The 21,698-nt window shown below is 41.8% G+C and carries 20 protein-coding genes and 1 tRNA gene; 17 read left to right on the forward strand and 4 right to left on the reverse strand.

Annotation, left to right across the window (positions count from 1 at the left end; genetic code table 11):
* Window positions 1–12 precede the first annotated feature (12 nt).
* Window positions 13–189, forward strand: coding sequence for an AlpA family transcriptional regulator (locus CWO08_RS11575; RefSeq protein ID WP_017071512.1), 177 nt, complete (start codon window positions 13–15; stop codon window positions 187–189).
* A 6-nt stretch (window positions 190–195) separates the two neighbouring features.
* On the opposite strand, the gene CWO08_RS11580 is transcribed toward CWO08_RS11575, so the two are convergent.
* The 3 genes from CWO08_RS11580 to CWO08_RS11590 are packed head-to-tail and all read right to left on the reverse strand — an operon-like array spanning window position 196 to window position 6,533.
* On the reverse strand, window positions 196–3,480 hold the full coding sequence (locus CWO08_RS11580; protein WP_108020477.1) for a tyrosine-type recombinase/integrase: 3,285 nt from the start codon (window positions 3,478–3,480) through the stop codon (window positions 196–198).
* Between the two features lie 9 nt (window positions 3,481–3,489).
* Window positions 3,490–5,961 carry a hypothetical protein gene (locus CWO08_RS11585; RefSeq protein WP_108020478.1) on the reverse strand — a complete coding sequence of 824 codons (2,472 nt, stop codon included), beginning with the start codon at window positions 5,959–5,961 and terminating at the stop codon, window positions 3,490–3,492.
* Window positions 5,958–6,533: a hypothetical protein gene (locus tag CWO08_RS11590; RefSeq protein WP_102321030.1), complete on the reverse strand. Its 576-nt coding sequence runs from the start codon at window positions 6,531–6,533 to the stop codon at window positions 5,958–5,960. The genes CWO08_RS11585 and CWO08_RS11590 overlap by 4 nt, the downstream gene beginning before the upstream one ends.
* Before the next feature lie 332 nt (window positions 6,534–6,865).
* Here CWO08_RS11590 and CWO08_RS11595 point away from each other — a divergent pair.
* Window positions 6,866–6,942: transfer RNA gene (locus tag CWO08_RS11595), tRNA-Val, on the forward strand.
* Between the two features lie 611 nt (window positions 6,943–7,553).
* Here the strand turns inward: CWO08_RS11595 and CWO08_RS11600 are convergent.
* The gene (locus CWO08_RS11600; RefSeq protein ID WP_048658585.1) at window positions 7,554–8,447 is read right to left on the reverse strand and encodes a LysR family transcriptional regulator; all 894 of its coding nucleotides are present in this window, start codon (window positions 8,445–8,447) and stop codon (window positions 7,554–7,556) included.
* 415 nt (window positions 8,448–8,862) lie between these two features.
* Between CWO08_RS11600 and CWO08_RS11605 the strand changes: the two genes are divergently transcribed.
* From CWO08_RS11605 to CWO08_RS11675, 15 genes are all read left to right on the forward strand, one after another.
* Window positions 8,863–9,069, forward strand: a complete 207-nt coding sequence (locus CWO08_RS11605; protein ID WP_017080668.1) for a Flp family type IVb pilin — start codon at window positions 8,863–8,865, stop codon at window positions 9,067–9,069.
* Window positions 9,070–9,217: 148 nt separating this feature from the next.
* Window positions 9,218–9,643: a prepilin peptidase gene (locus CWO08_RS11610; RefSeq protein ID WP_102433452.1), complete on the forward strand. Its 426-nt coding sequence runs from the start codon at window positions 9,218–9,220 to the stop codon at window positions 9,641–9,643.
* A gap of 22 nt (window positions 9,644–9,665) precedes the next feature.
* Window positions 9,666–10,490 carry a Flp pilus assembly protein CpaB gene (cpaB, locus tag CWO08_RS11615; RefSeq protein ID WP_048658586.1) on the forward strand — a complete coding sequence of 275 codons (825 nt, stop codon included), beginning with the start codon at window positions 9,666–9,668 and terminating at the stop codon, window positions 10,488–10,490.
* Window positions 10,490–11,860, forward strand: coding sequence for a type II and III secretion system protein family protein (locus tag CWO08_RS11620; protein ID WP_102479283.1), 1,371 nt, complete (start codon window positions 10,490–10,492; stop codon window positions 11,858–11,860). The genes cpaB and CWO08_RS11620 overlap by 1 nt, the downstream gene beginning before the upstream one ends.
* Window positions 11,857–12,336 carry a hypothetical protein gene (locus tag CWO08_RS11625; protein ID WP_108020479.1) on the forward strand — a complete coding sequence of 160 codons (480 nt, stop codon included), beginning with the start codon at window positions 11,857–11,859 and terminating at the stop codon, window positions 12,334–12,336. The genes CWO08_RS11620 and CWO08_RS11625 overlap by 4 nt, the downstream gene beginning before the upstream one ends.
* Complete coding sequence (locus tag CWO08_RS11630; RefSeq protein ID WP_048658589.1) at window positions 12,336–13,577, forward strand: chromosome partitioning protein ParA; 1,242 nt, start codon at window positions 12,336–12,338, stop codon at window positions 13,575–13,577. Before CWO08_RS11625 ends, CWO08_RS11630 begins: the two co-directional genes overlap by 1 nt.
* The gene (locus tag CWO08_RS11635) at window positions 13,574–14,845 is read left to right on the forward strand and encodes a CpaF family protein (protein ID WP_108020480.1); all 1,272 of its coding nucleotides are present in this window, start codon (window positions 13,574–13,576) and stop codon (window positions 14,843–14,845) included. Before CWO08_RS11630 ends, CWO08_RS11635 begins: the two co-directional genes overlap by 4 nt.
* Before the next feature lies 1 nt (window position 14,846).
* On the forward strand, window positions 14,847–15,749 hold the full coding sequence (locus tag CWO08_RS11640) for a type II secretion system F family protein (RefSeq protein WP_048658591.1): 903 nt from the start codon (window positions 14,847–14,849) through the stop codon (window positions 15,747–15,749).
* Window positions 15,746–16,588 carry a type II secretion system F family protein gene (locus CWO08_RS11645; RefSeq protein ID WP_108020481.1) on the forward strand — a complete coding sequence of 281 codons (843 nt, stop codon included), beginning with the start codon at window positions 15,746–15,748 and terminating at the stop codon, window positions 16,586–16,588. The genes CWO08_RS11640 and CWO08_RS11645 overlap by 4 nt, the downstream gene beginning before the upstream one ends.
* A gap of 12 nt (window positions 16,589–16,600) precedes the next feature.
* Window positions 16,601–17,338 carry a lipopolysaccharide assembly protein LapB gene (locus CWO08_RS11650; protein WP_108020482.1) on the forward strand — a complete coding sequence of 246 codons (738 nt, stop codon included), beginning with the start codon at window positions 16,601–16,603 and terminating at the stop codon, window positions 17,336–17,338.
* Window positions 17,325–17,807, forward strand: a complete 483-nt coding sequence (locus tag CWO08_RS11655; RefSeq protein WP_048664896.1) for a TadE family protein — start codon at window positions 17,325–17,327, stop codon at window positions 17,805–17,807. The genes CWO08_RS11650 and CWO08_RS11655 overlap by 14 nt, the downstream gene beginning before the upstream one ends.
* Complete coding sequence (gene tadF, locus CWO08_RS11660; RefSeq protein ID WP_057622512.1) at window positions 17,797–18,354, forward strand: tight adherence pilus pseudopilin TadF; 558 nt, start codon at window positions 17,797–17,799, stop codon at window positions 18,352–18,354. The genes CWO08_RS11655 and tadF overlap by 11 nt, the downstream gene beginning before the upstream one ends.
* 10 nt (window positions 18,355–18,364) lie before the next feature.
* Complete coding sequence (locus tag CWO08_RS11665; protein ID WP_108020483.1) at window positions 18,365–19,921, forward strand: TadE/TadG family type IV pilus assembly protein; 1,557 nt, start codon at window positions 18,365–18,367, stop codon at window positions 19,919–19,921.
* An 8-nt stretch (window positions 19,922–19,929) separates the two neighbouring features.
* Complete coding sequence (locus tag CWO08_RS11670; protein WP_108020484.1) at window positions 19,930–20,568, forward strand: OmpA family protein; 639 nt, start codon at window positions 19,930–19,932, stop codon at window positions 20,566–20,568.
* A gap of 148 nt (window positions 20,569–20,716) precedes the next feature.
* The gene (locus tag CWO08_RS11675) at window positions 20,717–21,658 is read left to right on the forward strand and encodes a GGDEF domain-containing protein (protein WP_102479762.1); all 942 of its coding nucleotides are present in this window, start codon (window positions 20,717–20,719) and stop codon (window positions 21,656–21,658) included.
* Window positions 21,659–21,698 lie beyond the last annotated feature (40 nt).

Genomic DNA, 21,698 nt, shown 5'->3' on the forward strand with positions numbered 1-21,698 from the left:
TGAGACCTGCTAATGAGATTTCTGAAAATAAAGGAAGTCATGACAAAGACCGCTTTAAGTAGGTCTTCTATTTATCGAAAGATGAGTGAGGGCTCATTTCCTAAGCCCGTACCTATAGGGGAGAGGGCCGTTGCTTGGGTCGACAGTGATGTAGAAGAGTGGATGAAAGAGTGTGTAAAGCAGCGATGATTGCAGCTAGTCGAAAGGGAACACATCCAAATAAACATCCAGTAATTGAAGAAAGGTAATGTATGACCTGCTTCGCTGTGGGCTCATCGGCACCAGTTTCCTAAATTCTCTTGTGAGTGAATCACGGTTCTCTTTTTTGGTTTGAAGCAGGTGGATGCTAATGTTTCCTTTTTCATGATAGCCAAGAAACTTAGCTTCATCCGAACGGTGTATATCGACACCAATTGCTGTCATTTTTTGAGATAACCGATCATATCTATGTGGGATAACTGCTTCAATAGTTGTGGCATTAAAGCCAACTCGGCTTTGTACTAACTGTTCCCAATATCGGTAATGAGAAATGACTTTATCAATCGTTATTTCATCGGACGCTAGTTTATGAGAAAAATGCCATTTAATTCTTACGTGCTCATCCTTAATGCCAATCACTTTCATGGTTTTGAGTAAGAATGCGACGGTCTTTATATCATGCGTTCGAACTAAGTGTCCTTTAGCCCCTACACAATGGTGAAGCGCTTTGGTTACTTGGGATAGGTTGATCTTGGCATTACGTAGCGCCTCTGATTGCAACGATTTATCAAATTGCTGCATAAAAAAGTTGAGTTGATCTATTTGATATTGATTTAGCCTGTTTATGCCGCAAAACTCAGGAAGGGTGTTTTTGGATCTTCTCGTGTAAATCTCGCCATGTGATTCCAGCCTAAGTGCAATCCGAGTTATGAGCTGTGCAGATATCTTTGTTAATTCTGCGGCTTGTTTTATAGAGTAACCATAACTTAATAGGGAAATGCATTTAAAAACGTCAGCAATGGGAACACTGTTCGACGAAGGTTTTCTCTCTTCTTTGTTAATAAGTAGCTCAAGAGATCGTTCAAGGTCGGGCTTGGATTTTCCAACCATAGTCATTGGCAATGCGTCGTGATAAAGAGCCAGCGGTTTGCCATTTCGGATTGGCCTCATACTCTTGTTATCGAGTTTTACTGTGTAATCAAGACTATACTGCAATAAGTGAAGGGGAGACTCATTTCGCCTCCTATTTAATAAGTAAATATGAAGGGCGGCTAGGTGTATATAAGAGCTAAATGTCGTTTCAATGGTGCCATGTCCAAGTAAACGTGATAGTACAAATGCCTTTTTCCTTGTATTAGTGCATATACCCAAGCGATGAAATAGCTGGTTTTGCCTATCTGCCGAGAAGAAATTGTGCTGCAATGGCAGAGGGAGGTTATTAGTAGGGTAGCGATTGAAATTGATTAATAACCAATTCCAATTTGCAAAGCTGTGCCGTAGGTGATGAAACCTAAGTTTATCGTCTTGGGTGATCTCTTTTAAGACGACAGTAAGTAATGTAAATGCGTTTTTTAGTCTTTTAGGATCCTGAAAAATTAAAGCATTTGTCTTTTGAGAGCTAAGTTTAGATTTGTCGATAAATGATATGAGCTTCTTTTGCCAGTGAATGGGCATCAAGCAATCTAGTGGTAAGTTGCGAGCACTGTTTCCAGTTTTTAAGGACCGATACTTATTGAGTCTGATATGTACTTGAAGGTAGCCGTGGTCGTTCAAATGAAAGTCATTAAGTTGTAGCCCTCCAATTTCGCCTCTACGCAAGCCACCGTAAAATCCAAGTAAAAATACAACAAGAGCAAGTTCAGCTTCTAAACTATCTTTGTTGAGAAATGATGTTACAGCATCGGCTTCGTGCATTGTGATTAAGTTAGCACTGACATTTGATTTAGATGTTGTTATATCTAAATCAGAGAAGCATAGTTCGGGCACAATTTGAGAACTCACGACAAAATCAGCAAAGTAGAGGACGAAAGATTTCCTTTTAGTTGAGTTGATTCCCTCCGCAACGATATTCAACTTTTCTGCCCACTCTAGAGCATCCATTGTGAATAGGTTACAGTAATTGAATTCTGCTATGAATGGGATTGCAAAGGTTCTCACATAATCGCGAATGGTACTAAAAGTGAGTACTTTCTTCCCTATGTCACCCCGATAAAGCAATTGATACATCCAACTGACTAGAACCCAAACTACTGGATATTTACTAGCGTTATTTTCGGCTTCAAGCCATTCATAAAGCCCCCTCCTGATTAGCCGCCCTTGATGGGCTTGTTCCTTTCTAGTGTTTTTCGATGTCTTCAATAGGTCCAAGAAGCCATGCAATATGCGCACTAACTCATCGCTACTTAGCTCAGTAATATTATTGTAAGAGGTATGGTTCTTTTTCCATGCGGTGCTTTGTCTAACCGTTGCGGCCTGGTTTGTTAATCTCGCTGGTGGTTTTCTGAAGACATCAGTCTTATCGAGGAATACGCGTTTCATTGTTGAACGAGTTAACGGTGTCGATTGTAGTAGGCTAGATTGGATCCTAAAATCGATAGGACTCTGAGTTAGCACCGTTTCGATTCGATGACATTGGCGAATATCAGAAAGATTCAAAGAATATTGTTTAGGTATAGCTGCAGTATGATGACAGTAATCATTGATACAACACATGATTTTTGATGATGTTAATCCTGCTAAGCTTCGTTGTGAAGTTAACTTAGGGACAAGAGCAGGAGCTGTGAGGCTGTACTCATATTGATACAATCTCGCCTTTTTAATCAATAGCCTAGACTGATTGTAATGTTTCATATTGATGAATGAAATTCGGTGTAAAACTAGAAGGGCTTCAGCGACTGGTGACAGAAAATATTGCTGCTTTCCAGAAAAATAACTTAGTTGTTCAGTTCGATATAGGTCTTGGCTGTTGGTGATTAGAGCTGATATATCCTTTATATTGACACATCCTTCTTTTAACAATAGCCATAAAGCAAGCCTCCCTAATGACTGTTCTGAAGACAATGATAATGTGGGTTTCTTGATCTCTGCTTCAAGTTGAGAATAGAGTTTGTCAGCTAACGAGGCTTTGAAAATATTTCCTGGCGTAACTATAGGCTTATCCCTACGAATTTCAGTAAATGAGCCTAAAGGGGGAGAAGTGACCTGGAACTCTCGCTCTAACAGTACCAAATAGAGTTGTAATATTTTCCGCTGCAGGGATTGGACATCTATATTCGAATCGAGTTTTGACTGGAGCACATTGAGTGATTTTATTGTGATGGCGTCAGATTTTGCTTCTTTATCATAAGTGACCACAAGTAATTTAGTGATTAGGGCGTGTAGTTTCTCTATTAACTTTTTTGCTGCCTTTTCTGTATCGAGGACAAATATATTCTCAATATCTTGTTTAAATACTACTGAAGCCTCTGCAATTAATCTTTTAAGGTCTATTGAAGGTGGCATACAGGTTCCTTAGGCCAACAGCGAGCGAATTGGAGTTAAATTCAGATCATTGGCCATACCTTGGATTATTGGACTGACGGCCCTGCATGCTTCGTTGAAGTCGAAGGTTGAATAACGTCCAAGAGGAGCTTCACCAGTAGACCAATGTCCCATAGTGAAGGCTATCGATTCTGGTGGCAGGTTGCTCTTGGTTAAAAAGGTTCTCAAGTAGTGTCGAGTTGCATTGAGAGGATAGTCTGTATTTTCTTGTTCACTTAACCAAGCTGGGTGTACATTCCTCATATGTATACCGTGGCGGTTTTCCATGAAATAGAAAAGTACACCGGGGTATATTTTTGAGTTTTTAATCTCTGAGAACCAGTTTGTTGCTTCAGATTGCTTAATGGATAATGACTGAATCAACTCTTCTGTTTGCTTCTTGGCGTGGAATGCTGTTTCAGGCTTTAGTACATGAAGAATGTTAGTTAGCTGTTTGAGGTGGTTTTGATAATGCTTGATCTGTTTATCCAGATTTTCAGCGAGTGGAATAATGCGGGCGTGGGTGAAGTCTATGTCATCTTTATCGCTGATCATTAGCATTTTATAACGACTCAATCTTAAGTTTAAAGAAGGGAGAGGGTTATAAACAGCGCGGTAACCTGTCATTGCTAGCAGCATTGAGCTTACGTAAAATACGTAATCATTATGATATTGGATTAATTTGTCATACGAAGACTGTATTTCGAGCTGGTTATACCCAGCCAGCTTTTTTTGAAGAGATGCGTAACGCTTTTGAAAGAACGCTTTAGAAGGTAAAAACCTAGAACCAACAACACTGCAGTCACAAGTAATTAGATAATCAATGAGTTTCACACTTCCTACTTTAATACTGGGGATAAACCCTAAAGAGGTTACTCTATCAACGATAGCTTGCCAGAAATAAAAGATACTTGAGCTCATTTCCATAAATGAATATTGAGTATAGTGGCGACTAGCTCGTGTTTTGTAGGTGGTATGATTGAAAGCGAAATCGAAAATAACAGAGTCGATTAATTGGTTGGCTTCGTTAAAGTTAAGACTGAAGTATTGAATTGATTTAAGACTGATTCTGACGGCGTGCGTTTCTGATAGGTTCTTCAAGAATGTTGCACAGCTCTCACGATACCTGCTTTTAGATATTTTATTAAACAACGGACCTGCATTTCGTTGATTGAAATCCAATATAGAAACTAGAAACTCGGGTACTTGTGTGAGTGAATAGTCACTGATTTTTATTAACTCACTTGAGCTAGAGTATTCGGCGACTGTGAGACTATCAACAAATGCAGCCTTAAAGTGCCAAGTGTTATCAATCCGCACAAAGCCCTCACCATCTTCAGAGTGTTTATCGAGAATCTTTAAAGAGCAAACATCTGCTATCGGTCTCGATAGGTAAAGTGAAGCAGTAAGCAACTTGCAGATCACATTCGTCTCAACAACTCCGATAAGTTTACGATAGTTCTTTTTCTTATTTAGTTGAAAAAGTAGAAAAGAGAGGTCGTGAATCTGCAGTATGGTTTTATCAAGAGAAGTTGAATTGTGGGCGCGCTGAATACTTTTGGAGATGTTTGTTATTTGTGTTTGACGGGATGAGTTCTCATTAATCTGCTTAATTGCTGGAATTTCATGTTCCGGTTTTCTGTCTATTGTGGACTCTTTCTTTACGAAGCTCATCGAAGGAAAGGCTTCGGTTTGTTCAATACCCGATTTAGTGTTGTCAATTCGAGTATTTGCGATACTTGTATAGGTATCATTGCTAGCACCTATAACACGCTCGAGTTGTTTGTTGTTGAATCGCTGTCTCAATACCGCACGTGTTGACGATTTCTTTTTAGTCCTATTTTTCCAATTTAGATTGAAGAAGTTGCAGAGTTGCCTTAGTTGGTTGTTAATCGATCCTTCGTATGTATTGGTTTTACGCAAGGTGTCGAATCGGTCAGCAATTTCATTGGTTGTTACCCCAGCGAAGTTGGGTAAGTTAAATGTTTTATTTCGGTTTAGATTACGAAAAGCACTAGTCACTTCCTCTTCTCTTTCAATCTTGAAAATCGTTTCCATATGTTCAAAGAAGTGCGATAGAAAGATGAGAGTAAAAACAGCACGATTAGAAGTTGAAAAGAACATTTTGTATTGTGCAAGCAAAGCAAAAATGACGTGGGTTTGGCACCAACCTCGCTCAAAGTGATGGTTTGAAAAGTCGTCCTTATTAGAGATTTTTGAATCAGAAATTGCCTTAATAAAACTTACTAAATCGTTTTTTGAAATGAGAAAAACGGTTTCGAAAAAGTGTGGATATTGTTGTGCTATTTCGAGTAGGTTACTTAGTACTTCGTTGAGCGCTCTGAATGAAACGGGGCATTCAATTAAAGTGAGAAAATCATAAAGTCTTTCGAATTCATCATCGCTCAAATTCAATTGTTCATCTAATAAATTTTGCCTAGAAATGAACTCTCTCATGGTCATAAATCTCGATTTGAGGTATTCAATATGGCGGCTAGTTCTTTCTTAGTTTTTAGCTCTGGAAAAATTACTTGCCACTCTTTGTTTGTTAGATAGCTACCTTTTGCCTCATCATTAGGGAACCAGTTTTCTAAGAAAAATTTCACAGTTTTTTCCTTTGTGATAAACAGCTTTTTTAATAATTGGGTGGTTAAATCGGACAAAAATATGAGCCGTTTAATGTCATTTTGAGGCTTTTTAGTGAGCAAGATAACGGGTGTTTTTCTAGTGAGTGACTGTTCGGAATTAATCGTATTTATAAGTAGAAAGTGAGTTAAAAGACCCGATACGAGATAGTAATGATTTCGTTTTTTATAGACCCAAATTGGAGATTGCAAAGCGACTAGGTTGCTCATAGCCTGGGTACTTTTTGATGCAATCGACTTTGACTTTAAGGCTGAAACGGGATTTGACTCCGCGATGATTTCTGCGAGATCAGGGTCGATAGATATGTCACAAAGATTAACGTGAGAGAGCTCTACGTTGTAGAGCAGGGTAGCGTCGTATTTCTCAAGTCTAGATATAAAGTCGCTCAAATGTTAGATCTCGTAGTCGCAAATTGAAATTTTTAAACCTAACTAATTGTAGTATATGGATGTGACAAGAGTGTGCCCAAATTCATACATAAAACATTTCGTCATAACAAAACCTAAGTCACTGATTTAAAATATTCTAGGTTAAGTGTCTGTTTTTTCGGTGGACAGCATGAATTTAGGATGTTCATGTAGATTTTCTATTTACACAGCTACTGTCTTGACATGGCGGGGGTCGGTGATTCGAGTTCACTCGGACGCACCATTCCTTCTTTAGTTGTTATTGCATAACTATTGAGTTTGTCACAATGGTAGTAATAAGAAATTAGAATATCGCCCGCTTAGCTCAGTTGGTTAGAGTACTTGCATGACATGCAAGGTGTCACTGGTTCGAGTCCAGTAGCGGGCACCAAATTCGTTCTTTATGAACAAGCAGAAAGCCCACCTAGTGTGGGCTTTTTTGTGCCTGTAATTCCTCTCATAACTCCTATACAATCTGCCAGCTCTTATAAGCCCTGTATGTCTTGCCAGCCGGCGTTGTAGACTTAATGAGACTTCGTGTGTCTCTGCAATTTGGGGGTGAGTGTAGTCACCATCATCAGCCTTTCTTCTACTCATCAACATCGTTTGTATGAGGTTAACCGAAAGCTAAGTCGCCCCAGAGTGGCAAGATGCGGGTATTACCCTAAATAACCCCGTAGTGAGCTTGTAGACGACCGCTCGACAATCACTCTCGTAGATTTACTACCAAGCACTTAAATCTAGATTTCGCGATCAACAAATGACGAGTAAAGCGATAAATACTCTGAAGTTGTTTCTATCAATTAAATCGAAGCAATGAAAGGTTATAGCTGTCGTTAAGTTTTGATTGATGAGCTATAGAATAAACAAAATATAACGACGTCAATTATATTTATTATCTATGGATTGTTTCGGAACTATATCAAGATGTATGGCTTTACTCGTATTAACTCCGAAGCTGGCTAATGTACCAGAATGTGATTTCCAGATTTTAAGAGAACGTTATTGAGCTAAATCAGCAACAAATGTTTGTTTATATTGAGTACTGGTTTGTAGCTCCTTTTTGATCCACTGATTAAACAAGCTAAAGTCAGAATGTATTTGCCAGAAAAGTGATGCAATAACTCGTTTACCAAAAAAGTCAGGGTGATCGGTAATAACCTTAAGTTTATGTTCTTTGATATTACCTTCAATAAGAAACCCTGGTACAAAAGCGATGCCTTTTTGAGCTTTACATAAATCGATGATGGTTCCTAAATCATCCAGCCGCCATAGGTTATATGCTGCGATGTTAGACAAGTTAAGCAGCTCTTCACACCCGTCCATTAATAGCACTCGCTGTGACGATGCTTGAGACTTTAAGGTGACTAAGTCTTCATGAGCCACCCACCAGCAGTTAACGTGGAATAGCTCCTCGATATTGAAGTCGTAATTGGTCTTGTGGTACGGGTTACCCAACGCTAGGTCTATCTTCCCTTCGTTTATATAGTTACCTAACACAAAGCTGGGTTTCGTCACTACAAGTAAGTCGACATTCGGGAATGCTTCCGAGAATGCTAGTAGTGTCTTCTTTACGTTTTTATTGAACACCAATGGATCGATACCCACGCGGTAAACTATCTGGTCAGATATATTCATCTGCTGGGCAACGGTGATTAATTCCCGATATTTTGATACCACAGGTAAAGATAATTGGAATAGGCGTTCCCCTTTCTCTGTTAACCAGACTTTAGAGTGCTCTCTATTAAATACGTTGAAACCTAAGTCTGACTCAAGATTTTGTACAGCTGTGCTAACTGTTGACTGTGATTTTCCAAGCTTGCGTGCAGCAGAGCTAAATGAACCTTCTTCAACTACTGCTATGAACGAAACAATATTTTCGAAATGTAGTTTCATGATTCGACTAACCTTTGACACAAAGAAATTATATTTATTATTGTTTGTTGATTCGAAGAACAATAGCGTGATGATACTTGTATTTCAACAGGTTTTATAATGAATAATAAAGCCTAATAAATTATCAATTGGGTTATATCTAAAGGTTATATAAGTTGTATATAACAAAAAAGATTGAGCTGCATCTTACTTTTTCAAGTTTATAAATTTAAATTAATATAGATTTCCGACAGTGATTTTAACTGTAACTCATTGTTGATAAAAGATTTGTTACGTTTTCTTTTAATTTTAGTGTTTTTATTTTGATCAATTTTCGCTCTACCTATTGATAAAGTCGATAGGGGGTATTTTCCCCAGCGTGGGTGGGCTAATTATAATGGCGACGAATTTTCAACAGCCCTTATAGGAACAAATAATGATTACTAAGCTATACGTGAAAACAAGCATGTTTTTATCACAATTCAAGAACGATGAGCGCGGCGTAACTGCGATCGAATATGGTCTTATTGCTGTTGCAATGGCTGTGCTAGTAACTACAGCGGTAGGTGCTGATGGCTTCATTGGTAAGCTAGAAGGTGCTTTTGAAGATGTAGCTACGGCTATTGATACTGCTAGCAGCTAACATCAAGCCTTATTGGCTAATGTAGAAGATATCGAGAGATATTCATGCCAGACCTGTGTTTACATTGGTCTGGCTTAGTTAATTTACGATGTAAAATAAGATTTGTTTTAACCAAACTTAGGTGGTATTTCCAATTTTTAGTCATGAATTGTATTTAGTGACTTTGGCAATATTGAGTATATATGTGTCGGCTACTGATTTTCTCTATCGTAAGATACAAAATTACGCCTTGCTCGTACTACTCTTCTTGCAGTGTTTCATATCCCCATTAGATATCCAAATTATGAGTTTTTTACTGATGTTAGGTGGAGGACTTATTCTTTATAAGCTGATTTGGATTGGAGCGGGTGATATTAAATACGTCGTTATTTTGTCTCTTGCCATCCCTGTTGATGACTTATTATTGGCGTATATTCTGACGGCTTTTGCTGGTGGTATTTTAGCGCTTACTTATCTAATAAGTAAAAAATTAATAAGAGGAAATGCCCATAACCAAGAGGGTATTCCATATGGAATAGCAATTAGCATTGGATTTTACTTAGTAATTTTAACTCAATCTACGCCACATATATGAACCTCCAAAAAATGAGCACATTATGAGATCCCGACTGGTATTACTTGTGGCCATTGCTGCCTTAATCGTGGGTGCGCTAGGCGTTATCGACCTGTTCAAGAGTGAGCCCCAACCGAAAGTAGCGGCTGAAACGATCATTGAAAAAAATGAAGAACATGTTGCCGTTTGGATGACCACCAAAGCCTACGAAAAAGGGCGTGCAATCGACGCACAAGGTGTCGTCAAACAACAGCTTCCTTTAAGTGAAGCTTTAACGCTGGGTGTTAGAGAAGACGCTCAAATCAGCTTTGCTCCTTCCACTTTGTTAAATCGCGACCTTAACGCCAGTGAGGTGGTACTGCCTGAATATCAAGTGACACCAGGACAGCCAGGATATGTAGATCTTTTGATAACAGAAGGCATGACGTTATACCCACTTAAAGTCAGTGATAAAAACCTAATCAACGATTACATCCGACCAGGTTCGTACATCGATATTCTCACAGTGAGTTCTCCTAATGCCAACTTGGCTGGAAATATCGATAAACCAAAGCGCTTTCGAGGGGTGAAGGCCTCGATGTTTCTTAAAAATGTCAAAGTCCTCAACATCGGAAATGACGAAACTGGCGACAGTTCAATTACCGCTCGAGCGCCGAGTAAAGAGGACGGTTTGACTACGGTGGTCATCGAAGTTAAGCCTGATGAATTACCAAAACTCGCGCTAGCACAACGCACAATGCACATCGAAATTTATCGAAGCCAAACCTATACGCAACCTGAGGTCGCGGAGGTACGCAACATTATCGATAACTATACCGGTATTGCTGAGCTACGTGGTAATGAGAATAACTCTAGAGAGGCGTTGTAATGATGATCCATCACCGAATCAAACAAGCACTGCGTGTTTCCATCTTAGCAGCGTTGATTGGCTTACTTTCTATAACAAACACTTTTGCTGCCGATCGTTCCATTACGCTCAACGATGGTCAGCACATCAAATTCAAAAGCCCGATTGGTCAAGTGTTCATCAATAACCCTGATATCGTTGACTACAAAGTGATCAACGACAACACCTTGGTAGTCTTCGCCAATAGCATTGGGCAATCACGTTTAATTGTCTATGGAATTGACGATGAGGTGTTGCTGTCCGATCGTATTATTGTCGATTTGGATCTGACGGATATTAGACGCCAACTCAAATTTCATTTCCCTGACGCTAAGGTCAAGGTTCAGTCTGTAGGAGAGCAAGTCGCTGTCAGTGGCCTTGTTGATTCCGAAGCGACTCGTGACGACATCTATCGTTTGGTAGCGACTCTATTGGGACGAGAAAAAACCGAGAAATGGGAAAAAACTCAGAAGCTAGAATTTAAATCTGACAGCTCAAATTACGAAGAACCCGAAAGCATGGTATTTGCCCGCAATATGACGTGGGAAGGGATCATCGAACGTATTGAAGTTGCGACCACTCAACAGGTGAACGTCAAAATCTCAGTTGCTCAGGTAACGGAATCGTTTGGACAAACCGTTGGTGTTGATTGGAGTTCTGTGGGCTCAAGTGTTGGTGAATTTGTTTTCGACCAGTTCGATGCGGCAAACCTGAGCACGTTAATCACAGCGTTAGGCAATGATCAGATTGCAGAGGTATTGGCTGAGCCTAACTTAACCGTGTTATCTGGTGAATCTGCAAGCTTTCTTGTGGGTGGCGAAGTGCCCGTTATCGTTTCTACCAGCAGCAACGTCAACATTTCATTCAAAGAGTTCGGCATCAAACTCGACCTAACGGCGAAAGTGCTTAGTCAAGACAAGATCCGCATGCAATTAGCGCCTGAAGTGAGCGAAGTCGAAGGTTATGTTGAAGCGGCAGGAATCAAAGTCCCACAATTGGCTTCACGACGTGCCATGACAACCGTTGAACTGGCCGATGGCGACAGCTTCGTTCTTGGTGGCTTGATGAGCAGTGCTGATTTGGAAAAAATGCAAAAAATCCCTTTCGTTGGCGATATTCCTGTACTTGGTGCTGCATTCAGAAAAGCAACCACAGAAAGAAAGCGAACTGAGCTGATCATCGTTGCTACCGTGAATCTCGTCGAGCCAATTAAGCCGAAAGACATTCAGCTGCCTTACATCAAAAAGACCTCTACATTGGCGCGTTGGCTTAACGTCGAATGGGATGGCAAGTCGGTGACGTCATCTGATGCAACGATTCGCCTGTTGTCGCAAGGAGGGTTTATCCAATGAAGAAATTATTATTGATGGCGTTATTTACCACGTCACTTTTCGGCTGCGCCTCTGAGCAATACTTTGTCGGACAGGGTTCTGAAGCCTTGGTGTACAAAGAGCACCACAGTTTTGAGTTTGCGATGAAAAACCGCACTGAAACGACCAAACAGATTACTGCTTTAATTCAAGATATTGAGTCGATAGACAAAGAAGCGACCTATGTCGTGGATTACAAATCTCCCCGCACCAAACTGATGTTGCAGGCGATCTTTAAACAATATCCTTCACACCTTATCGCGCCACAAAGAGTGACGTATCGAAGCGCTCAATTGTTGCCTACTGATCTCAATATTCAGGTGACGTTAACGCGTTTGAAGACTCAAGAATGCAAACCAGCGCAGATTCACGTTCGGTTGAGGCAGCAAGATTGCTTTGCTGAATCGATGCGTTTGAAGCAAGTGGCTTACAAGTCTCGTTTGGTAGGAGAGCAATAATGTTTGACCTAACGAAAGCATTAACAACCAAGGCTAAGCCAGTTCAGACCGGAGCGACAGGTGTTGCCGGATGTACATTGTTCTATCAATCTCAAGAGTGTTTAGACCTTGTTCAAGAAGTCTTTCGATTTGAAGGATGGAATGATCCTGCTTGTGTTAAAGCCAAAGCGGGTTTGACTAAGCTGACAGAGCAACAAAGCAGCCACATTGTGATTCTAGAGCTAAATGAATCAACCAATGTGGTTGAAGATGCTAAATCCTTTGCTAGCAAACTGCCTACACACAAAGGGGTTGTGGTGATTGGCAAAGAGGACGCCATTTCTACGCTGCGTTCGCTCAAAGACATGGGTTTTTACTACGTTTTCTGGCCGGTGAACAAGCAGGAGTTTGCGGACTTCTTAACTCACGTGAGCAAGAACCTTAAGACTTTCTCTGGTGTGAGCCAAAAACGCAAAGCGAAACGAGTAGCGATTGTCGGCGCTAAAGGTGGCGTAGGTGCGTCGTTTATCACTACTGAGTTGGGTTCACTGTTGTCGACTCAAGGCTCGGACACGATTCTTGTCGACCATCAATATGCCGATACCAATATTGACGTTTTGCTTGGGCTAAAAGACTTTAAGCCGAGAACCATTGATGAGTTTACTGCGCCATTGCATGAAATGGATGAAGAAGGAGCGCTGAGTTACTTAATTAACGCTCGCAAGAATTTACGTCTGTTGGCGATTGATGGCGACATGAGTCAAACCGATGTTCTTAATTACAACCAAACTTTGTGTGAGTTGTTAGCGCGTAACGCTAACTTCATTATTGAAGACTTTTCAGGTGGTGTGGATTTCAAAGTTGAACCTCAACTCTTGGTAGAAAACTTTGATGTGGTGGTACTGGTTTTAGATGCGTCGGTGTCTTCGGTAAGAAGTGCGAAGCGATTGTTTGAGAAAGTGTCCAACTTACAGCTTTCGTTATCTTCCCGCACGCGCGTGATAACAGTGGTGAACTATCACCGCCCGGAAAATGCTTACGTTTTACAAAAGCCCGACCTTACCAAGTATTTGGGCGCCAATGTCGATCTAGAAGTGGATTACTGCAAAGCGTTAGCGCACATCATTATTGATGGTAAACGCGGGCACAAGCACGACCGCCATATCAGTCGTTCTATGGAGCAGCTGGTGAAGCTGATTAATGGTCAACCTATGGATCAGAAGGGCATGAATTCTTGGCTGAAAAAGGTGCGTGCTAAATGAGTTCTAATAAAGACTTATACCTCGCGTTTCGTGGCCAAATCTTTGAAGCCCTAAATGCAGAAGCGGTTCAGAAAATGAGCCGCCGAGACCTCGAATCCCAGATACAAGCAGCGGTAGATTTGCTCGCGAACAGCTACCAAAGGCCGATCACTTCGATGATGAAGTCAGGCTTGGTGAAAAGCTTAATCGATGAACTGTTTGGTTTGGGGCCTTTGCAGCCTTTGGTCGAAGATCAGTCCATTTCCGACATCATGGTGAATGGGCCAAACAACATCTTTTTCGAACGACACGGCAAGGTCAAAAAATCCGAAGTTTCGTTTGTGAATGAAGAGCAGTTGTTAGCCATAGCAAAACGTATTGCTTCACGTGTTGGAAGACGAGTGGATGAGCTTTCTCCAACAGTCGATGCCAGGCTTGAAGATGGCAGCCGTGTGAATATTGTGATTCCGCCTATTTCATTGGATGGCACATCTATCTCTATTCGTAAGTTCAGAGAGCAGAAGATTGGCTTTGAAGATTTGATTGGTTTCGGGTCTATGTCTCCAGACATGGCGCGAGTGCTGATGATCGCTTCTCGCTGCCGCATCAATGTACTGATATCTGGCGGTACTGGCTCAGGTAAAACGACATTGCTTAACGCGTTATCTCAATACATTGCCGAAGATGAACGTATTGTCACCATTGAAGATGCGGCTGAACTGCGTCTGCAACAACCTAACTTGGTTCGACTCGAAACACGTACATCGAGTGTTGAACAAACTGGAGCGGTGACTCAGCGTGAGCTAGTGATCAATGCACTTCGTATGCGTCCAGACCGCATTATTCTTGGTGAGTGTCGTGGCTCTGAAGCGTTCGAAATGCTGCAAGCCATGAACACCGGGCACGATGGTTCGATGTCTACGTTGCACGCCAACACGCCGCGCGATGCGATTGCTCGTGTTGAATCGATGGTGATGATGGCTAACCTAAATCAGCCTCTTGATGCGATCAGAAGAACGATCGTGAGTGCCGTGCAAATGATTGTTCAGGTTAACAGGCTGCGCGATGGGTCTCGCAAGATCACGAGCATCTCTGAAATCGTGGGTCTTGAAGGTGAGAGCGTAGTGATGGAAGAGATTTATCGCTTTCGTTATGACGATGCGCATTACGGAGAAACTGTTAAAGGCGAATTCGTCACCGACGGCATTATGCAACGATCTGAGCTTGTGAAAAAAGCGCAATTTTTCGGGCTCTATGATGAGCTCATCGCCGCGTTTAAGGGGGCATAGCATGCTTTGGATTTCATTAATCCTATTTGCGTTTGTGCTGCTTTTGATCCGAGATTCAAAGGTCAAAAAGGTCTACCAATTTTTCAATATCGAAGAAGCGGAAGCTGAAAACTTTAATGCGATTAACGTGAAGTCATTGGTACGCAAGCAAGGCTGGCAAAAATTCAAAGATTCCATCTCACCAACATTAATGGTGTTGGGCCCGAGATCGTCGTTGTACATCGCCTTATATATAACGGGCAGTCTTATCGCGTCTTGGTACATCGTTACTGATCTACTATCCATCACCAATTCTTGGCTGGTACTGGGTTCATCTTTGATGTTTACCTTCTTCGGTTATCGTTTTCTGGTCACAAGAAGGCGTCGAGACTTTGAGAATACGTTCCCTGATGCGTTGAATATCCTAATGAGTGCGGTTACTGCGGGTGACAGTTTAATGCAAGCCATTAGTTATGTGGGTGATGTGATGCACAACCCCATTGGGCGCGAGTTCAAGCTAATGGGAGAGCGACTGAAGCTAGGTGAGTCTCCAGAAGTGGTGCTTCAACGCTCATGCAAAAACTACCCGTACCCAGAGTTTCTGTTCTTTACCGTGACGATCAGGGCAAACATCGCTCGCGGGGGGCAACTAAAGGGCGTGTTAGCTCGTCTGATTAGGGTTTTGGTTGACTCTCGAACACTTGAGAAAAAGAAGATGGCGATGACGTCGGAAGCCCGAATTTCAGCCAAAATCGTTGCAGCCATTCCTTTGATTTTTATGATTATTCTCAACTACGTTAATCCCGCTAATGTGGATTTTGTTCTCTATGACCCAGAGGGAAGAATCATATTGTTTTACGTGTTGGGTAGTGAGCTTTTTGGTTTGTTCATTGTTTGGTTATTAGTAAGAGGAGTACGCGCATGATGTTACTGGCCTCCCTTATTGTGCTGTTCTTTTCGTTACTCTTTCTAATTGTCGATTCGATTCGTAAAGAGCAACGACATAAGAAAGTTGCGCTCTATATTGGAGACGATGCTGTTCGTGCACCTTCGCGTGTAAACCGATTTTTTGTTCGTTTTGGTAAAGAGCATCGACACGAGCTCGAGCAAAAGATGATTGAGGCGGGCTATTACAACACCGAGTGGGCGAAATTTTATTTCCCTGCCAAGTTATTGGTATTGGCGTTGATTTCAGGGTTGGTGCTGTTGGGGGATATGACATCAACCAACAAGTTGCTCGTGGTTATTTTCTCGCTGATTGCCGTCATCGTCGTGCCAGATACCTTGCTGCAAATGCGACGCAAGATGTTGATCAGTAGAACCTCAGCTCAATTGCCGTATTTGCTCGACATGATGTCGGTATGTGTGCAAACCGGTATGACGATTGAAGCCGCATTGGTCTATTTGGGAAAAGAGCTTGCTGAGTTTGACTCAGACCTTTGTTACCAAATCAAGCGTACATCCGATTCGGCGAAAATACACGGACTTGAGAAAGCGCTCAATGATCTGAGTGAACGTATCCCGACGCCACCAGTACAAAGTTTTGTGTTGACGATTATCCAAAACCTGCAATACGGAACATCTGTGGCGAGTGTGTTAAGTGATCTCGCTGAAGACATGCGAAAAGTGCAAATTCTTACGGTCGAGGAGAAGGTAGGTAAGCTCTCTGCGAAGATGAGTGTGCCTTTGATCCTCTTCATCATGTTCCCGATCGTTATCCTGATTCTCGCGCCGAGCATCATGCAAATGACATTGAGCATCTAGGGAGAATTAAGAATGATTGGAAAACGTATCGGCTTCATTTTGCTCACGTTGAGTGTGTTGACGGGGTGTCAATCGGTACCATCACAACAAGACTTACAGCTTGCCGATGTCACTAGTATGGAAAAAGTGAAGAACTATGATGGCTTGATTAGTTATTACAAATCCCAGCTAGAGCAAGGCTTCGAAGATCCAGAAGTGAAAGAGAAACTGGCTTGGGCATATTTCCATAAAGGGGATATTGAATCGGCTGACTTCTATGTTCAACACTTGCAAAAAGAGGGGGTTGAAAATCCCAACTTGTACCAATTAGAAGGACAAGTGTTTGATGCAAAAAATGACATTGAAAGTGCGATTGCTGCATATGTAACTTCTATCGAGGCAGGAAATAGAACAGGGCAAATTCACGTCTTGCTTGGTGTGTCTTACACCAAAGTTGGGAAATACGATGAAGCACAACAAGAGCTCAACCAAGCACGTTTACGCGGTTATGACGATGTCGTCGTTAAGAACAACATCGCAATGATTCAAATGGCTAATGGCGAGTACCAACAAGCGATTCAAACATTGGCTCCGGTTTTAAAAGAAGACCCAGCGAATAAAACCGTTAAAGCTAATCTGGCTATTGCTCTGATGAAAACTCAGCAAATTGACTCGGCCAAAAAGTTGCTCAAAGGTGACTTCTCAGCAGAAGAGATTCAGAACATCGCTGCTGAATTGACTCAATTGGGAGTTAATGATGAAGCGTCTTAACAAGCAGAAGGGCGTGACGGCGATTGAGTTTGTATTAGGTGCGCTTGTTCTGTTTTTTGCCACCTTTGCGATCTTCGAATCGAGTTACCAAATTTACGTTGTGAACATGACCGAGTATTCGCTGAGAGAAACCATCAGGAATACCAAAATATATGAAGGTAAAGGGATCAACGAACAGTACGAGAATAAGTTTAGGTCGTTAATTGAAGACGATGACAACCTGTGGAGTTTCTTAATTGATAGCTCTCGTTTTTCTATCGCAGGTCAATACTTCAAAACCTATGACGACTTTATCGCGAACAGGGGACATTCAGATCAAGGCTTGAACTTCAACTATGACTTGGCAGAAATTACAGTTACTTACCGCTACACACCCGTAATTAAACTGACCGGTGCCGTTGACAGAGATATCTCACGCACCATGGTTTTGAACTTAGAGCACGAGGGGTGGAAAGATGATGCTCCGTAAGCAATGCGTGCTTTCCAAAAGACGCCAGCAAGGCTCGTACACCATTGAGTTAGTTTTCATTCTTGTGGCCTTATGGGGCGTTTATCTGTTTGGGGCTGACTTGAGCTATCAATTGCTCGCACGTGCCAAGCTTGATCGATCCAGCTTTGCCTTAGTCAATGTTATCAAAGAGCGTACTCGTTATTTTGAAGCCGATGTGTTGGCCGGAACGAACCTATCTGTGACCAACGCAGAGTTAGAAGACATGACGAAAGTAGCAAGCCGAATGCTCAATACACCAGTAGACAATGTGGCCATCAAGATTGAAGCGTTGACCAATAAAACGAATGTCGCTGAATTCTCAACCAGCAAGTATCGAAGCTTAAATTGCCAAACCGATTCGATTCTCGATCATGCGGATCTAGCGCCTGTAGAGAAGGGGGTTGTGTATCCATTGTACCGAATCAGTCTTTGTGAAGAGGAAAGCTCTTGGTTCAAACCCTTCTTCAACGGTGGTAGCAGTACCACGGTTAAGATTGGCTCTTCTTCAATAATGCCAGGGAGATAATGAAGTGAAAATGCAGCATGGGCGTCAAATCAATCGCCAGCATATCAGTCTCCAAAGACAACAAGGGGTTGCCGCGGTGTGGATGGGCTTATTGCTTGTTCCAATCATGGGCATGACCTTTTGGGCGGTTGAAGGCACACGTTATGTTCAAGAGACCAGTCGATTACGAGATTCCGCAGAGGCTGCAGCCATAGCAGTGACTATTGAAGATCAACCGGATCAGGCCCGTGGATTGGCGACCAAGTATGTCGAAAACTATGTTCGAGACATCAAATCAACCAACCTTTCTGCAGACCGTTTCCACCAAGCGGAAGACGAGGGTGCTGGGGTTCTTGAATACATCCAATACACAGTGAATGCCAAGACGACACACGACTCTTGGTTTGCGAGTAGCTTTATCCCGTCTTTTGATGAGCAGCAAGACCTGGCGGGCCGTTCGTTAGCGAGAAAGTACCCGGTGTATCTTGGTGATAACAACATCGACATTGTTTTTGTGTCGGACTTTTCCGGTTCAATGAACGACAGATGGGGTTCAAATCGAAACAGAAAAATCGACGATTTGAAAACCGCCATCGATGAAATATCCAGCAAAATTCTTTGCACATCGATTAAACAGGACTATGTCGATGGAGAGTGGAAATACGTTTGTGATGAGCCCGGAGAAGATACCACCGGAGACAAGCTGCTTAACCGAGTTGGCTTTGTGCCATTTAACGTTCGAACGAGGGAAATCGTCTCGGGTAATAGAGCCAACGCGACAAGCCAATTGAGCTACAAAGATAACTATAAAACCAACGTATCGCCTTATTCTTACAACGATGTTAACTGGGATTACTGGCGTACGTACTCTCAAAATGACGTAATCAGATGTGCTGACCGACAGTCACGTTGCAATAATCCAAAGGCGGACAATCAAAAATACGCCAAACGTATTAAGGATGTGATTAATCAAGATAATTACCGAGTTGCTGACGTATATAACTATGTAGATTTACCGACATCAGTGTCGACGATGTTTACTGATAAGTCGGGGTTAAAGCCTGATTTCTATGGTGTGAGTGGAACAGAGTTATTTAATGCGCATGGCTCTTCCAATTCATCACAGTTTTCCAATATTCGCCTATCGAACAAGCTCTCAGACTTGAATCCGATTAATTCGATGTGGGCAGATGGTGGTACTGCTGCTTTTCAAGGCATCTTGAGAGGTTCTCAAGTTCTCCATGACGGTGACCCGAACAGTTCCGATCAAGAAGAACAGCAGGCTTATAACAAAAAAATCAAGATGCTGCTCATTTTAAGTGATGGGCAGGAAAGTCCTGATAACGGCATCCTCAGAGGGTTAGTCGACAGAGGTATGTGTGACAAAGCAAGAGAAGAGATACCGGGCTTATACATAGGTGTTATTGGTATCGATTTTCGAGCGTCCCAACAGAGTGGATTTCAAGACTGTGTTGTCGATCCAAATGAAGACATTATCGATGTATCTAACCTAGATGAATTGATTGAAAAGATAGAAGAACTCATCCGTAAAGGCTCAAAAACAAGCGGAATCACTAAGTTGTACTAGAGGAAAATATGAAAAAGTTAATGATCAGTTCAATCGTCCTATCGACATTGCAACTTAGTTTTATCGCTAATGCGGAAGAAGGTATCAACGTTTATTGCGACACGGCATTCAGTGAATATCAGCATAGTGTAAGAGTTGATGATGTCGTCGGCATTGCACAACACAGACAGGGCTTTTTACAAATAGAGCAGCAGTCTGATAGCAACGAGTTGAAGCAAACTTTGGCCAGTCAATCTAATCTGGGGATGAATCAATCGGGATGTAAGACTTGGATCAGTAATCAGGAGCGTCAAGGGTTGTTGGCCCGTCTTCATTTTGGTTTTGATCAACACAACTTAACGCCGATGGGCAGCAAAGCATTGAGTCAATTAGCTGGTGAGTTAAAGACTAACGGCAGTTCGATTACGGTGGATGGCCACACCGACAGCACAGGCGAAGAAGGTTATAACCAAGCTCTAGGCCTACAAAGAGCGCTGACTACGTCGGATGGCTTAATTGCCGATGGTGTCGAGAAAAACCGTCTTGTTATTCGTTCATTTGGTGAAAGTGAACCTATCGCCTCTAACTCAACCGCAGAGGGTAGAGCCAAGAATCGACGCTCAGAAATTTGGGCCTCTGTGAACGATGCCGCTGACTTAGAAAATTAGGATGTAGGGCTTGGTTGTTGCTTAGTGCTTGGTTGCTGCTTAGTACTAGGTAATAACCGGCCTAGATTGTCGCTCTTGGGATTTTTGTTACAACGTATACTAATGAATATTCGATTAAGTTTAACCGTCTGATACTAAAGAAATATTAATGCTTTTTGATAAGTTCTCTTCTGAAGGGATGCAAAGAAATATCGATGTCGATACTTGGGTATCTATATTGGATAACATACGAGACATAATGGACGCATCGAATGCGGGCATCATCATGATCTCTGATTTGAGTTGCTCTGGTTCTGAGAGTGTGTGGAGCTCCTCAAACATATCGTGTAACCAACATAAGAGCAGAATTAGCTGTTTTTGTGAGTATGTGCATAACGAAAATCGCACGGTCTATTTGAGTGGTTATGCTGGTGGCGAATCCGCCTCTGCAACAGGAATAGATGCCTATAAGTCTTTTTGCGGCGTTCCTGTTAGGGATATAGATGAAGAAGTGTTTGCGGTGCTCTTAGTGTTTGATTTAAGCCCAACAACATATACCGAAAGCCAAGTTAACTTGATTGAGAACATATCGACTCTATTGCGTTCTGAAATCCTATTAAAAGAAGAGAGCAGGATTTTATACAAAAACAGTCACTTTGATATCATGACGACGCTGCTTAATCGAAGGGGCTTTTTCCATGAATTCAACAAAGCAAACATCAGCGATGGAGAGGTTGTTTGTTTGTATTTCGACTTGGATAATTTGAAGTACATCAATGATACGTATGGTCACTTCAAAGGTGATGATTACATATCTGGATTTGCGTCATGCATTAAAAACAATTCAAAGTACAACACTATATCGGCGAGAGTCGGCGGTGATGAATTCATCGTCGTCATACACTCAGAAGAGCCGGGTTTTGCTCGTGAGTTGGTCAAAAAAATTCACACTGAATTCCATGATTTCATTGAAGGCTTTCGTTGTGATGATGAGGTTTCACTCGGCTTTTCATATGGTTGTGGTATTGCTGATTCTCGAAGCTTCAATATCATTAATCTAATAAAGTCGTCCGATGAAAACATGTACCTTAATAAGAAAAACAAGATTTAGATGTTTGTGCAGACGTTAAAAAGCCCACTAAATGTGGGCT

This window comes from Vibrio sp. 10N.286.48.B8 (genome assembly GCF_003050085.1).
Classification (GTDB): domain Bacteria; phylum Pseudomonadota; class Gammaproteobacteria; order Enterobacterales; family Vibrionaceae; genus Vibrio; species Vibrio crassostreae.